The 14,401-nt window shown below is 50.9% G+C and carries 12 protein-coding genes; 4 read left to right on the forward strand and 8 right to left on the reverse strand.

The features are described from left to right. Nucleotides 1–138 precede the first annotated feature (138 nt). The 3 genes from FHP88_RS17365 to FHP88_RS17375 all read left to right on the forward strand — a co-directional run bounded on the left by FHP88_RS17365 (nucleotide 139) and on the right by FHP88_RS17375 (nucleotide 1,776). Complete coding sequence (locus FHP88_RS17365; protein WP_144360370.1) at nucleotides 139–579, forward strand: GFA family protein; 441 nt, start codon at nucleotides 139–141, stop codon at nucleotides 577–579. 85 nt (nucleotides 580–664) lie between these two features. Next, complete coding sequence (locus tag FHP88_RS17370) at nucleotides 665–1,279, forward strand: LysE family translocator (RefSeq protein ID WP_144360371.1); 615 nt, start codon at nucleotides 665–667, stop codon at nucleotides 1,277–1,279. Continuing rightward, nucleotides 1,276–1,776: a gamma-glutamylcyclotransferase family protein gene (locus FHP88_RS17375; RefSeq protein ID WP_260843355.1), complete on the forward strand. Its 501-nt coding sequence runs from the start codon at nucleotides 1,276–1,278 to the stop codon at nucleotides 1,774–1,776. Before FHP88_RS17370 ends, FHP88_RS17375 begins: the two co-directional genes overlap by 4 nt. A 22-nt stretch (nucleotides 1,777–1,798) precedes the next feature. Here the strand turns inward: FHP88_RS17375 and FHP88_RS17380 are convergent, their stop codons facing one another. From FHP88_RS17380 to FHP88_RS17400, 5 genes are all read right to left on the reverse strand, one after another. Continuing rightward, nucleotides 1,799–3,271, reverse strand: coding sequence for a helicase HerA-like domain-containing protein (locus FHP88_RS17380; protein ID WP_144360373.1), 1,473 nt, complete (start codon nucleotides 3,269–3,271; stop codon nucleotides 1,799–1,801). 59 nt (nucleotides 3,272–3,330) lie between these two features. Beyond that, on the reverse strand, nucleotides 3,331–5,262 hold the full coding sequence (locus FHP88_RS19245; RefSeq protein WP_186297777.1) for a DUF2207 domain-containing protein: 1,932 nt from the start codon (nucleotides 5,260–5,262) through the stop codon (nucleotides 3,331–3,333). Further along, complete coding sequence (locus FHP88_RS17390; RefSeq protein ID WP_144360374.1) at nucleotides 5,262–5,804, reverse strand: LemA family protein; 543 nt, start codon at nucleotides 5,802–5,804, stop codon at nucleotides 5,262–5,264. The genes FHP88_RS19245 and FHP88_RS17390 overlap by 1 nt, the downstream gene beginning before the upstream one ends. 153 nt (nucleotides 5,805–5,957) lie before the next feature. Beyond that, nucleotides 5,958–7,478: an exopolyphosphatase gene (gene ppx / locus FHP88_RS17395; protein WP_144360375.1), complete on the reverse strand. Its 1,521-nt coding sequence runs from the start codon at nucleotides 7,476–7,478 to the stop codon at nucleotides 5,958–5,960. A gap of 155 nt (nucleotides 7,479–7,633) precedes the next feature. Continuing rightward, on the reverse strand, nucleotides 7,634–8,140 hold the full coding sequence (locus tag FHP88_RS17400) for a SixA phosphatase family protein (protein ID WP_144360376.1): 507 nt from the start codon (nucleotides 8,138–8,140) through the stop codon (nucleotides 7,634–7,636). Nucleotides 8,141–8,305: 165 nt separating this feature from the next. Here FHP88_RS17400 and FHP88_RS17405 point away from each other — a divergent pair, with 165 nt between their 5' ends. Next, complete coding sequence (locus FHP88_RS17405) at nucleotides 8,306–8,878, forward strand: NUDIX hydrolase (RefSeq protein ID WP_144360377.1); 573 nt, start codon at nucleotides 8,306–8,308, stop codon at nucleotides 8,876–8,878. Between the two features lie 12 nt (nucleotides 8,879–8,890). Here FHP88_RS17405 and FHP88_RS17410 read toward each other — a convergent pair whose 3' ends face one another. The 3 genes from FHP88_RS17410 to acs all read right to left on the reverse strand — a co-directional run bounded on the left by FHP88_RS17410 (nucleotide 8,891) and on the right by acs (nucleotide 14,294). Then, nucleotides 8,891–9,709, reverse strand: coding sequence for an NYN domain-containing protein (locus FHP88_RS17410; protein ID WP_144360378.1), 819 nt, complete (start codon nucleotides 9,707–9,709; stop codon nucleotides 8,891–8,893). Nucleotides 9,710–9,766: 57 nt separating this feature from the next. Continuing rightward, a complete protein-coding gene (locus tag FHP88_RS17415) occupies nucleotides 9,767–12,106 on the reverse strand; it encodes an alpha/beta hydrolase (protein WP_144360379.1) in 2,340 nt (779 codons plus the stop codon). A gap of 247 nt (nucleotides 12,107–12,353) precedes the next feature. Then, nucleotides 12,354–14,294 carry an acetate--CoA ligase gene (gene acs / locus FHP88_RS17420; RefSeq protein WP_144360380.1) on the reverse strand — a complete coding sequence of 647 codons (1,941 nt, stop codon included), beginning with the start codon at nucleotides 14,292–14,294 and terminating at the stop codon, nucleotides 12,354–12,356. Nucleotides 14,295–14,401: the final 107 nt, after the last annotated feature.

Below are 14,401 nucleotides of genomic sequence, written 5' to 3' on the forward strand. Positions count from 1 at the left end.
CGTTACTATTGATCATGAGGGTTACCTCTTTGTGTTTCGATTGAAAGTTCGCACTTCCATCAAAACTGGTAACCCTCTCTTTTTCAAGCGAAGTGTCAGATCAAGTCTGAACTACTACAATTAATGATGGAGTTGGATATGAAAGAACTGGTCGGTGGTTGTGATTGCGGTAATATTACCTTTACTATCGTCTCCGCCTTAGACACGCGATCAATTAATCCACGCGCCTGTGATTGTGATTTTTGCGTCAAACATGGCGCTGCATACTTTTCTGATGCCAACGGACAACTGAAAGTTCGCGTCAAGGATCAAACGAATCTGAGTGAATATCATCAAGGAAGTGGAATAGCTACCTTTCTTGTATGCAAACAGTGTGGCGTTCTAGTTGGTGGTTGCTATGAATCAAATAATCAGCTTTATGCTGCGGTTAACAGTAGGTCTGTAAGCAGGGAAGTTCACTTTGGATTAGATGTGGTCGCTTCTCCAAAGGTGCTAACGGATGATGAGAAGACTCAACGTTGGCGTGACTTATGGTTTTCACATGTTGAGATTGATTATGAGAGTGACTCGTTAGAATGATTTTTTTGCTAGGTGATGCGGTCTTAGTAAAATCACCTATTATTTATAATGGCCTGAATCTTCTTTAACTGCAGGGTTAAACCTTATGTTCACCACAGAATTTCTTATCACATCACTGATTATTGTGATGCTGCCAGGAACCGGTGTGATCTATACTGTTTCAACGGGACTCTTTGTTGGGCATCGTGCCAGTCTGGCGGCGGCAGTAGGCTGTACCTTCGGCGCGCTACCCCATCTGCTGGTGAGTATCCTTGGGCTTTCTGCTATTTTGCATTTGAGTGCAGTGGCGTTCCAGATACTCAAATATCTTGGAGCGCTCTATCTGCTCTATGTCGCCTGGTCGATGTGGCGGGATACCGGCAATCTGACGATTGATGAGAAACGTTGCAAGCGTGGCATGTTGAATATTGCTGTCAAAGGTTTCCTGATTAATATACTCAACCCGAAACTCTCCATGTTTTTTATCGCATTCCTTCCCCAGTTTGTACCCTTGGGTTCGCATACACCGATCATGGATTTAAGCCTGTTGAGTGGGATATTCATGCTGATCACCTTAGTAGTGTTCATCGGATATGGTCTGTTTGCCGGTACGGTGCGGGACTATGTGATTCATTCACCCCGTGTAATCAGTCGTCTACAGCGTAGTTTTGCTGTGGCCTTTGCTGCATTGGGTGCAAAACTGGCGCTGGCTGAGCGGTGACCCCACTGTACTATTTTGCCTATGGCTCGAACATGTCGACCCGGAGACTCGGCGAACGTATTCTCTCTGCACGGCCACAGACTGTTTCAACCTTGACTGGGCATCAACTCTGTTGGCATAAACTGGGTCGAGATGGTTCTGGTAAGTGTGATGCCTTCTACACGGGTGAAGCGCATCACCATGTAATTGGTGTGTTGTATGCCATTGACCAACAGGAGCAGCCTTTACTGGATCAGTTCGAAGGTGTGGGTGCTGGCTATGAGGTCGCCACAGTAACGCTCGTATTGCCAAGCGGGGAACAACAGCAGGCTTTCACGTATCGCGCCACACACATAGATCCTACTGTCTTGCCTTTCAGCTGGTACAAGGCACATGTTCTCCAGGGTGCCCGAGAACATCACTTACCCACTGCGTACATTGCCCAACTGGAATCAGTCGATGCCATTGATGATAGTGATCGACCACGCCATACTCGCGAGCTGCTGATCTATCGTTGAGAGCAGCCGCTCGCGCAAAGGTCTAACGCTTACCCATGATGGAGCCCAGCACACCACGTATGATCTGTCGTCCAATCGTGCTGCCGACTGCCCTTGCCGCACTTTTGAAGAACGACTCCATCACCCCTTGGCGGTTACTTCCACTGCTCTTCTTCTCTTTGGCGAGTTCCTTCTCACGTGCCTTTTCGACTTCTTCTGCTTGTTGCGCCTCGGCCTGCTGGGTGGCGCGTTCAGTGAGAATCTCATGGGCGGACTTGCGATCGACGGCGGTGTCATAGACGCCAGCCACCAGTGATGTGGATATAATGGTTTTACGCAGGGCGGGTTTGATTGGACCGATCTGACTTTCGGGCGGGCGAATCAGTGTGCGCTGGACAACCTGGGGGCGTCCTTTTTGATCCAGGGTGGAGACCAGCGCTTCGCCCAGACCCAGTTCGCTGATTACCTGTTCGGTATCCAGTTTTGGATTGTCCCGGAATGTTTGAGCGGCCGCACGAAGGGCTTTCTGATCCTTGGCTGTATAGGCACGCAAGGCGTGCTGAACACGATTGCCTAATTGGCCCAGAACGCTGTCTGGGATATCCAGTGGATTCTGCGTGACGAAGTAGACACCAACCCCTTTGGAGCGAATCAGCCGCACTACTTGTTCGATCTTATCCAGCAGTGCCTCTGGCGCATCATCAAACATCAAATGTGCTTCATCGAAAAACAGCACCAGTTTGGGTTTATCCTGGTCACCTACTTCAGGGAGCTGTTCAAACAGCTCGGAGAGGAGCCAGAACAGGAAGGTGCTGTAGAGTTGCGGCGAATTCATCAGCTGATCGGCTGCCAGGATATTGATGACGCCCAGACCGTTGTCATCGTTCTGGATCAGATCCTGAAGATTGAGGGCCGGTTCACCAAACAGCTTCTTACCACCTTGGTCTTCCAGGGTAATGAGTCTCCGCTGGATGGCCCCTACGCTGGCGGCGGATACATTGCCATAGAGGGTACGGAAATCGGCGGCATTTTCAGCGACAAACTGCAGGATTGAGCGTAGATCCTTGAGATCCAGCAGCAGCCAGCCATTCTCGTCGGCAACCCGGAACACCAGCGCCAGAACCCCTTGCTGGGTATCGTTCAGATTGAGTAGGCGTGCCAGCAAGAGAGGGCCCATGTCTGAGATGGTGGTCCGAACCGGATGACCCTGTTTGCCAAAGATATCCCAGAAGGTGACCGGAAAACCCTGGAAATTGAAATCGTCCAGCGGCATTTGATCCAACCGTTCCTTGACCTTTGGATGGGGTTTTCCGGGCTGGGAAAGTCCGGAGAGATCGCCTTTAACATCGGCCAGAAACACCGGGACACCGAGTCGACTGAAGGATTCAGCCAGCCCCTGTAGGGTGACGGTTTTTCCTGTGCCCGTTGCGCCAGCAATCAGGCCGTGTCGATTGGCCATGCGCGGCAGCAGGCCAACATCGCTCTCGCTGCATCCGATGTAGATCATCTCATCCATTCCTATACTCCTGACGGCGTTTATTCTTGATGAGGCTACTCTATCATCAAAATAGCGCTTTACCAGCCGCCACCGCCACCGCCACCGCCTCCACCGCCAGAGGAGCCCCCTCCGCCAGATGATCCACTGCTGCCGGAGGATGAACCCGGCGCGCTGGATGAGGCTGATATGGCAGAACCCATGGCGCTGCCCATCGCGGTGGTGAAGCCGGTCAGGTTGTGGTTGTTCCAACTGCGACCGCTGTACCAGCCAGGGTGGTAGGTTCCACTTTCTTTACCGGCGGCAGCCAGTACACCACTGAACCGCTCTGCCCACTGTTGTTCAACATCCAGCGCAATGGCATAGGGGAGATAGGCCTCAAACAGTTCCGCAGTCTTTTTAAGCGGGTGTTTAAAATTGAGTTCTTCTTGCTCGGCAACGCCCAGATAGAGACGGAACCCTTCCACCTGCTGTAACAGTTTCTGCCCGGCCAGTGTCGGTGCCTTAAGCCACTCATAGAAGAGGAAGTTGATCGCTACTGCAACCAATAAAACCAAGGTAAAAGGAAGCGAGATGGCAAAGGTAAGCATGCCAATACCAAACAGTTCGCCGGCAAAAAAGGGTAGCGCGAAGAGTGTGCTAAAGATCGCCTTGGCATAACCCAATGCCCTTGATTGATGCGCACTACGCCAGGCTTGGAACACACCCAGCGCCAGCTTGTAGACCGCGAAAGTCCAGAAGGTGAGCCAGACCATCATAAAGCCGCCGATTGCTAAAGCCTCTTCAGATTCAGAGGTAAGGAGGCCACTTGCCAATAAGGCCAGCGTGATTAGAACGCCAGGGACGATATAGCCGCTATTGGTGAGGAAATAGATCTTCTCATAATCCCTTTTCAGGGCGTTTTTATGTGCTTTAAGGGCCTTGCCCAGGCATACATGATTCTTCTGTTTCAGATCGATTGAGCCGCTGCGTCCGCTAAACAGTGCACTGGCTATGGCGGCTTCACCCGGTGCCAGTTGTGGTGTCTCGCCGGTTTTAGTCAGGCTGAAGGTGCCGTATTGACTCTCCTTGATGGTGAGATAACCCTTTACTGCCATATTGATGATGGCGGCGCCAAAGGTCTGATCGTCATAACCCATCTTGCGCACAAAGCGCATGGAGGCGGGTGAGTAGCCTTTAGCTGGCTCATAGAGTGGAATAATGGCCTGGCTTTGTGGGTCGCGTCCCACGCGAACCCAAGCGACCAGGTAATAGGCCAGCAACAGGAGCAGTCCACCGCCCGAGATGAGCAGGCCCTGGTTATCCGCCAGGAACCAGGCCAGTTTCTGTTCTTTGTCAGGCTCCAGCACATGCCCTTTCGGCCAGGAGACGACAAGGGTCAGTCCATGAGCGGTTGGCAGCGTGTGCGTTGTCGCGATCAAGGCATCGCCATCCCCGGTTACTTCTGCTCTGTAGTCTTGCCCCTTAGCACCGAATGCCCCGGTATAACCCTCCACCTGAATCACATCAGCAGAAACCGTATGAGGTAGCTGAACCCGTGCGGCGGCCTTATGAATGGGGAAGGCCCAACCGTTGCCGGTGACATTCCAGTAAAGTTCGTCATGTTGTTCAAAAAAACCGAGTTGACGCCGTGTTGTGTAACGCAGGGTATAGCGGTAGTTACCCGGTTTTAGTAGGACATTCTTGTTGCCGATATAGATGCGGATACCGTTAGGCTGTTTTTCAGTGTGATAAGGTTCAGATTGGCCATCTCTGCGTACTTCCAGCAGTTTGAAATCGACCCGGTATCGGGTTCCCAGTCTGTCTTTGTAGTCGGTCGGGAAATCTCTGAATATGCCGCGGCGGATAATATCACCCTCTGCCCGCACCTCAATGGTCTCTTCCACCACCATGCCGCCATCTTGCCGGATCTGTATGTCGCTGAAGTAGTCCAGAATCGCCTCACTGGCGAGGCTGTTCTGGCAAAAGAAAAGCAGCGTAATGACAATCCATTGTTTGAAGAACACGGGCATTAGTGGATCTCCGGTGGATCGGCCTCTACCACGCTCTCCAGTTCAAAGAAGCGGGCGGGTTTGAATTTAAAGGCGCGGGCGAGGATCAGGTCTGGAAAAGAGTCAATGCGTACGTTGAGGTTGCGTACGGCCCCATTGTAGTAACGGCGTGCATACTGAATATGGTTTTCGACGTCACTGAGTTGTGCAAGCAGATCAAGAAATTGCTCGCCGGCCTTGAGGTCAGGATAATCCTCTGCGATTAGCAACAGGGATCTTACCTGGGTACTGAGCTCAGACTCCATGCGTGCACGTTCCAGGGTTTCGGATGTGGCCGCAGCGGTCTGGCGCAGATGGGTGATATGGCTGAGGGTATGCTGCTCATAGTCGGCATACACCTGAACAGCTTGTACCAGTTTGGGTATCAGATCGTGCCGCCGTTTTAATTGGACGTCGATATCACTCCATGCCGCCAGCACATGGTTTTTATCTCTGACCAGTTTGTTGTAGAGAATGACTGCCCATATAAGCAGCGGCAGTAATATCAGTAGAGTAATTTCCATTATAGCTTTGATCCCGTCCGTTATTGATTATTGTAGCGGGCACCGGCGGGTGACACAGTGAGGATTTCGGCTCAGTGTGCGATCTCTTTAGCAGTAATACCCTATTTTTAAGGATTATAGGTTGATAAGGTGATTCATCAATACCCTGAATAATCAGCTGAACCGCAGCTCAAAGCCCCGGTTACTCAGTTGCTTTGCCTCTTGCTCAAGTTCAGCACATGGGAGTGTATGCGTAGTGAGCCATTCATCAGGAAATTTGAGTTTAATCTGATTGTCAGAAACCTTGATTTTCAACTCGACCGAGGTGGTTTCGGAGCGTGACCGATGCAGTAGCACGGAGAGTCTTAGTAGAATGCAAAGTCTGAGCGTTGGTAGTGCAATATCCTGGGGCAACTCACTAAACACATCGAATGGGAATTTTCGTCTATGGCCGCGAATGAGGGCTGAGAGTACGCGCTGTTCCTGGCGAGAAAAACCCTGCATATCGGAATTGGCGATCAGGTAGGCACCGTGTTTATGGAATTGGCTATGGGAGACTGTCAGGCCAATTTCATGCAGGCGGGTGGCCCAGCAGAGCATGTCGATGTATTCCCCTTCATTCAATTGCCAAGCCTCAGCGACCTCAGCAAACAGTGAGCGTGCTGTCTTCTCTATGCGTCTGGCATGCTCCATGTCAACGTCATAGCGACGACACAGGGTACGGACGGTGCTCTCCCTGACATCTTCGTACTGGGTACGGCCGAGCATTTCATAGAGCAACCCTTCCCGTAGCGCCTTGTCAGAGACGCGTAGTTGCTCTATCCGGAGTGCCTTGAATACCGAGCGTAATACCGCTACACCACCTGGGAATACGGCCTTGCGCTCATCGCTCAATCCTTCCAGTTGCAGCTTTTCAATATGTCCGATCTCGATCAGTATATCGCGCAGTTTTTCCAGGGCTGAGAAACTGATGCCTTCTTGTCCATCGGTCCAGCCCGCCGCTTGAACCACTTTGTTAATCGCCCGGATAGTGCCGGAAGCACCGACCGCCACCTCCCATCCTGCGCTACGGTATTCATTCTTGACTGGTAACATCTCCAGCGCCCCGGAAAGTTCAGCCGACCGCATGGCTTCTGCCGTTATCGCACCTTCGTTAAAGTGCCAGCGTGTCATGTTGACACAACCCATGTGGATGCTTTCAGTACGTCGGGGCTGGAATCCGTCACCTACAATCAGTTCGGTACTGCCACCGCCGATATCGATGACCAGGCGGCGTTCATTGCCGGCGGCCAATCCATGGGCTACACCCAGATAGACCAGGCGGGCCTCTTCACGACCGGCGATGATCTCGATCGGATGGCCGAGCACCGCCTCTGCTTCGGCCAGAAAGCGCGTGGAGTTGCGTACCTGCCGCAGAGCACTGGTACCTACAGCGCGGACACTGCCGTGTGGGAGTGATTTAAGTCGTTGACCGAAGCGTTTGAGACAATCGAGTGCGCGCGCCTCAGTCTCGGGTGATAGATCCTTGTTTTCGAGTAATCCACCGCCCAGTCGAACCATCTCGCGTAGCCGGTCGACTACCTGAAAATTGCCGTTGTCTACCTTGGCTACAATCATGTGGAAACTGTTGGAACCCAGATCAACCGCCGCAACAGTATCTGAAAGTGTGGGGATGTTGGCGCTATATCGCAGCATGTCAGAACATTTTTATGACAAACGGGACCGGCATGCTACCACTGGGCTTGTCTGATTGAAACTGTGCTGTTTATGCTGTTGCGGATAGTGCTGTAAACGGTAGATGGGTGTTTTTCTACACAGATGTGGTTTGCTTTCTTGATCAGCATGGCCATCTAACCGCCTAAGCTGCGTAACTGTCTTGGGGGGAGCAGCCAGATCAGCTCAGCAGAGGCGGCTTTGGGGCTGCCTTTAAACTGTAGCAGACAAGCGGCTCCGCGTTTGAGTTGCAGGAAGCTGAAATGAGAGCCATTGGTGTACCATGAGATCAACTCTGACAAATCCGGCTCATGGCCGACCAGGAGGACAGTGCTCTCCGGGGGGAGATCAGAAAGGAGGCTGGTCAGTTTTGCCGGATCTGAGCCAGGGTTCAGTTGTGGAATCGACTGACGTGTGGCATCGGGATAGCATTCGGCAATCTGATCGGCTGTCTGTATGGCCCGTACCAGCGTGCTGCTGAGGATATATTCCGCCTTAGGTTCCAGTTTCTTGAGCCCCTGACGAGATTGCTGAACTCTTTTGATACCCCTCTCCGTCAATGGACGGAGTGTATCGTCTTTGCTGATCTTGGCAAATACTGCGCGATCTTGAGCTATGGCGTGTCGGATGATGATTATTTTCATAGTGATTATTATGGCAAATCCGATTGAACCGTGAAATTACGTTAGAATATAAGATTACACCTGTTTTCTGCTTCATGGCACCGGTTTGTCGGATTAAGCTATTGGGCAGTGAGTGGTGTGAGTATCGTATTTGTATGTGACGTCTTAATGATCGTGGTCAAGTGTATGAATTTTTGCAGCCAATGTGGCAGTCGTGTGGAAACCAAAGTGCCTGAAGGCGATAACCGGCCAAGGCATATCTGTATTGATTGCGGGGTTATTCATTATCAGAATCCTAATGTTGTAACCGGATGTATCCCCGAGTGGGAAGGTAAGGTGTTGCTCTGCCGTCGGGCTATCGAGCCACGCAGAGGCTATTGGACCCTGCCTGCGGGCTTTCTTGAGAATGGTGAATCCACTCAGGAAGGTGCGTTGCGCGAGACTGTAGAGGAGGCCAATGCCCGTGTCTTAGTGGGACCCCTTTATACCCTGTTCAGCCTGCCTCACATCGATCAGATCTATATGTTATTCAGGGGCCCGCTGCAGGATCTTGATTATGGCCCAGGTGTGGAGAGTCTGGAGGTAAAGTTGTTTTCAGAAGAGGAGATACCCTGGGATGACCTGGCCTTTCAGGTGGTCGCTGAGACGCTGAAATACTATTTTGAAGATCAGCGTCGGGGTGAGTTCCGTTTGCGCTCTGGCGTCATTGAGAGACTTCCAGGAACAGAGCGTCGTTACCGCACTACCTTGCATGAGTAAGCCGGTATCCTGTCAAGAAGGATCGTAGACCAACCGCACATTGGTGGCGATCAGCCCGTCATCAACATCACTCTCCTTGAGATAGAACTCGACGACGGTCTCGCGGTTCAGCAGTAATTCAGGCGTTACGTCATCTGCCAGTTCATTGATATGGCAGAACACGCTTTCATAGGGTGAATCGTTCTCTCGTGGATCAGTAATCCATAGATTAGGTGAGATCTCCCGGATGAAGCGGAGAAACCCATAACCCTTATCCTGGAACCATTTGGTACAGACACCGCGAACACATGAGCCTGGCTTTCCCCATTCATTTCTGGGTTCGTAAGAAAACGGCAATAGATCAGGTATCAGGTAGCCGCGATAGAAGGCGTCGGCCTGTCGCTGCAACTGTTTGGATACGTTATTAAAACCCAGTAATTCGACCCTACACCCCCTGTTCTGTAGTGCCGTAACCACTTGAAGAAAATCACCATCCCCTGTCACCAGCAGTATCAAGTCCAGATTTTCTACCTGCAACATGGCATCTACTGCCAGATCAAGATCGGCATTGGCCTTGGTAGTAACAGTCCCTTCATCATCAACATAACGCTTGACCTGTTTGACGATGATTTTCCAGCCGAAATCACGCACCATCTGTTGATAGATGTACGATTTTTTTGCGTATTCAGAATCATTCTTGGCGCGCTCCTGATCGAACGCCAGATAGGTATTCAAACGCAACAAGGTTCCGCCATCCCGCGCAGCAAAGCGTCTGAGTATGTCATAGCGTAGCTGATACCCACCGTTAAATTTAATGTTCTCGGCATCAACAAAAACGCCTACCTTTAGCATGTTCAGATTCTAATACCTCGATTTCGACTGGAAGCGCTGTTAGGCGGTTATTTTACATCAAACTGCCAGTTCCTGTGTGAGTGGCTCAGTGAGATTCGGTGCTGGTTCTGGTTGAATATAGCGTGAATTAAGCCCTTTCAGGTACTGAATGATGATCCCTTGGGTGTTACCGATATTCTCATTCAGGATGCCGTGTCGATTGGATTGGATCATTTCAATGCTCTTTTCCGTACTACTGATCTTGTTATAGACACGATTGACGCTGTCAGGCACCACAGCCGGATCTCCGTCGGCCTGCATCAACAGGGCAGGGCAGTGAATGTCGGGTAACCGTTTGGTTAATTGGGTGACCATCAAGCGTAATTCAAACAGTGAATGGAGCGGCATCGTACTGTAGTTGATATCAGGATGCTCAGTGTCATTGGGTCGAAACGGCATGATCCCTTCATAGGACGGTAACCAGCTCATGAGTTTATTGGCGTGATGTACCAGGGGCACGAAAATCATATTTTTATTGCGGAACTTTACCGGTGTGGATACGGCCACAACACCGGCAAGCCCATCCGGTTGCTCGGCTGCTTGCAACAATGATAATGCCCCACCAGTAGAGAATCCAACCAGACAGATATCTTCGCAATAGCACTGCATTATTCGGTACGCACGCTGAACGGAGGCGAGCCATTCTTTCCAGCGCCGTTCACGAAGATCCCAGGGTGAGGTGCCATGCCCTTTTAGTCGAGGCGTGATGACCGCAAATCCAAGATGCCCCAGTTTTTCAGCAAAGGACTTTACCTCTGCGGGTGTGGCGAGAAAACCGTGTACCAGTACAATGCCTAGAGGGTTACGGTTTTGAGGCAGGATGAGTATAGGCTCACCGCTTTGAGTGGCGGTCTCCTTGTTATTGATCTCCTGATGCCTCGGTTTTGAAAACCGGGCTTTGTCCCAGTGAAAACTCTGCAGCTCATCGTCAAAGAGATGGGCCGCCATCTGTTCTGGTGTGATGCGCTTGGCATGATTGATGGCATGGTCAATCATTTGCACCAACCCGGCTACCGGGCGTGCTTCATTGGCGTATACCTCGATCATATTCTCCAGTCGAATCTGGTCGAACTCGTGGTCCTTGCATAGTTTGGGCATGAACAGATAGTGATCGTCGACATGCTCAATCAGTTCGAGTTGCGCTGCTGTCATGAAAAATTGATCCAGGCCTGCGCATTTTTCGGCGGTCAGCTCACCGTAACAATCGGCATCCTGAAGACTGCGGTGTAGGTTGATGTTTGAAATCTTCTGGGCCGATTTAACCGCGAGGTAGAGTATGCGATGGAACAGCTCGCTATTGATGGCGGTCTGTTCCTTTTCAAGCAGGTTGTAGATGATTAAGGAGGCCAGGTGACTGAGGTTGATAGTTACCTCGCTGTAGATGGCCTTCATATAGTCGTTACGCAGGCGCAATGCATTGTGCCGTAGGCGACTGTTCAGTAACCGATGTTTGATACTGGGATGGGGTTCTTGCTTACTTAATAAATCATCCAGAGATTTCATCTCTGGGGCCAACTGTTTCACAATCGGTTTGACCCACCAACTCCAGTAATCACGGCTATTAAGGATATCGCCCAGATGTATATCCATGTCGGTATTTTTAAGGAGGATATTCCCCTCAATTAGTAACTCTTCAGAGAGACGGCGGCTAATGCCTCTGTTCATCAATTCGAAGCCACTGTGCAGCAGATTATCGCTGACCCGCATGGGATAGAATGTAATGTTGGCCGGGACAATTGTGGAGGGGCGTTCCCCCACTTGTTGGAGCAGTTTGGGGTCATCAAACTCCAGTCGTTGCATCCAATGGTCAATCTGGCATTGATCATCCGTTTCAAATGCGAGCTGTATGGATTGTTTGAGTATGTCGACGGCCAGTGACAGTACGGCAGCCCCTGTGTGATGCTTCCTGCGTTCCAGGGCAGTACGTGAATAGATGCTGTAGCGCCCCCGCTGATCTTGTGAGCGGCGGTCTTTCACCATGCCGCCCTCAGGGAAGATGATCACTTTGCGTCCACGAAGGATCTCTTCTGCCAGAAAGGCAATCAGTCTTGGGTGATTGTTGGGGACTGCACCTACACTTAGCAGGTAGTTAGTCAGTGTGGCATCGCCTTCAAAAAACTCACTGGCGGCTACTGAGCGGCAATAGGCACCACACTCTTGGTAGATAAGATATTGTGGGATAAAGGTTTCGAAACGGGCAAAGTGATTGAACAGGAAGATCTCACCTTGAGCGACCTGTCCTCGGTCGTGATGCATCTTTATGTTAACACTCAACAATCTTTTTATCGTCGAGAAGATGCGTACTGACCACTCATAAGTGGAGACATTAATCTTTACTTCGCCCTGCCGATCATTCAAGTCGGTACCCCCTGGAATAGTAAAAATGTATGCGCTATGTTGTCGCTTTTCTGGGGTGTAGTCAGGTTCGATCCAGACCCCTATATTATGAAAGTATAGGCATTACTAAGACGAGTGTCTGCAATTGTTTCATTCGCAGGTAGGTTCTGTGCTACTAACTGGTTTAGTGTCGAAAACAAGGCATAAGTTCCAATAAAAAAGGCAACTCAGTCACCCGAGTTGCCTTTTTTGTCAGCGTGTTTAGCGCTTACTTATTGGCGCGATTATCAATCAGATCATCGACCACGCCTGGATCAGCCAGGGTTGAGGTATCACCCAATGTGTCAATCTCGTTACAGGCAACTTTGCGAAGAATGCGCCGCATGATTTTGCCCGAGCGGGTCTTGGGTAGTCCAGGTGCCCACTGGATCAGGTTGATCTTGGCGATTGGGCCAATTTCATCACGGACCAGTTTCACCAGTTCAGCCTTTAACTCATCGGTGGGTTCTACACCTGCCATGGGTGTGACATAGGCATAGATGCCTTGACCGGTGATCTCATGTGGATAACCGACTACAGCGGCCTCAGCAACTTTCTCATGCAGTACCAGTGCAGACTCAATTTCAGCGGTACCCAGACGATGTCCGGATACATTTAATACGTCATCAATACGGCCGGTGATCCAGTAGTAGCCATCTTTGTCACGCCGTGCGCCATCACCTGTGAAATAGCTGCCCGGGTACTGTGAAAAATAGGTGGACTTGAAACGTTCATGATCACCATAGACGGAGCGCATCATGCCAGGCCAGGGACGGACCAACGTCAATGCACCTTCACACTCACCCTCAAGCACTTCTCCAGTTGCGGCATCAACGATTTCCGGTACGACACCGAAGAAAGGCATGGAGGCAGAGCCAGGTTTCAGGTCAGTTGCACCAGGCAGTGGGGTGATGAGGTGTCCGCCGGTTTCGGTCTGCCACCAGGTGTCGACGATCGGACAACGTGATCCGCCAACTACGCGGTAGTACCATTCCCATGCCTCGGGATTGATGGGCTCGCCCACTGAGCCGAGTAGACGTAGGGATGAGAGGTCATGCTTCTTGACGGGTTCTTCTCCCACGCGCATCAATGCACGAATGGCGGTTGGTGCAGTATAGAAGATATTGACTTTGTGCTTTTCACAGACAGCCCAGAAGCGACCGGCATCCGGATAGGTGGGTATGCCCTCAAACATCAGGCTGGTAGCGCCATTGGTCAATGGCCCATAAACGATATAGGTGTGACCAGTAACCCAACCCACATCGGCCGTACACCAGTAGATTTCCCCGTCTTTGTAGTCAAAGGTATATTTGTGGGTCATCGCCGCAAACAGCAGGTAACCGCCTGTTGTATGCAGTACGCCTTTTGGCTGGCCGGTTGAACCGGAGGTGTAAAGAATGAACAGTGGATCTTCGGCATCCATCTCTTCTGGTTCACATATGTCAGAGGCATCTGCCATCGCATCGTGATAGTAGATGTCTCTGCCCTCTTTCCAGGCGACATTACCCCCGGTGCGTTTGACTACAATACAGGTGTGGACGTTAGGGCAGTCATCCAGTGCGATATCGGCATTCGCTTTGAGTGGGACGTTTTTGCCGCCGCGAACAGACTCATCGGCCGTGATCAGTGTTTGGCAATCAGAATCAAGGATACGGCTGGAGAGTGCATCGGGTGAGAAGCCGCCAAAGACGATGGAGTGTACGGCGCCAATGCGCGTACAGGCCAGCATCGCGACGGATGCTTCCAGAATCATCGGCATGTAGATACAGACCCGATCACCTTTCTTCACGCCGCGTGATTTCAGTACGTTGGCGAATTTGCACACTTCTGCGTGCAATTCACGGTAGCTGATCTTTTTGTCTTCATTGGGATCGTCACTTTCCCAAATCAAAGCTGTCTGATCACCGCGGGTTTCCAAATGACGATCCAGGCAGTTGTAGGAGACATTCAGTTTGCCACCCTGAAACCACTTGATATTGGCTTCATTAAAGTCCCACTCACTCACTTTGTCCCATTTCTTGGACCAGGTGAGAAACTCTTCAGCGGCATCGCCCCAGAAACCATCCGGGTCTTCGACAGAGCGCTGGTACATTTCTTTGTATTTTGCTGCATCAATGTGGGCTTGAGCGGCGGTATCAGCACTAACCGGATAGACTTTCTCTTCGGACATAACATGTCTCCTTTTCTTTAAAATACAGTGACCAATGACTTGGTCGGTTTCTCTCTAAAATAAAAATGTTCTCAGCTCTTTTCTCACATTAGGGATGTGTCGTCATC

This window comes from Sedimenticola selenatireducens (assembly GCF_007625115.1).
GTDB lineage: Bacteria > Pseudomonadota > Gammaproteobacteria > Chromatiales > Chromatiaceae > Sedimenticola > Sedimenticola selenatireducens_A.

Coding starts and splice junctions, on each gene's coding strand:
- FHP88_RS17365 (WP_144360370.1), top strand. CDS start 139: ATGAAAGAACTGGTCGGTGGTTGTGATTGCGGTAATATTACCTTTACT.
- FHP88_RS17370 (WP_144360371.1), top strand. CDS start 665: ATGTTCACCACAGAATTTCTTATCACATCACTGATTATTGTGATGCTG.
- FHP88_RS17380 (WP_144360373.1), bottom strand. CDS start 3,271: ATGGATGAGATGATCTACATCGGATGCAGCGAGAGCGATGTTGGCCTG.
- FHP88_RS19245 (WP_186297777.1), bottom strand. CDS start 5,262: ATGCCCGTGTTCTTCAAACAATGGATTGTCATTACGCTGCTTTTCTTT.
- FHP88_RS17390 (WP_144360374.1), bottom strand. CDS start 5,804: ATGGAAATTACTCTACTGATATTACTGCCGCTGCTTATATGGGCAGTC.
- ppx (WP_144360375.1), bottom strand. CDS start 7,478: ATGCTGCGATATAGCGCCAACATCCCCACACTTTCAGATACTGTTGCG.
- FHP88_RS17400 (WP_144360376.1), bottom strand. CDS start 8,140: ATGAAAATAATCATCATCCGACACGCCATAGCTCAAGATCGCGCAGTA.
- FHP88_RS17405 (WP_144360377.1), top strand. CDS start 8,306: ATGAATTTTTGCAGCCAATGTGGCAGTCGTGTGGAAACCAAAGTGCCT.
- FHP88_RS17410 (WP_144360378.1), bottom strand. CDS start 9,709: ATGCTAAAGGTAGGCGTTTTTGTTGATGCCGAGAACATTAAATTTAAC.
- acs (WP_144360380.1), bottom strand. CDS start 14,294: ATGTCCGAAGAGAAAGTCTATCCGGTTAGTGCTGATACCGCCGCTCAA.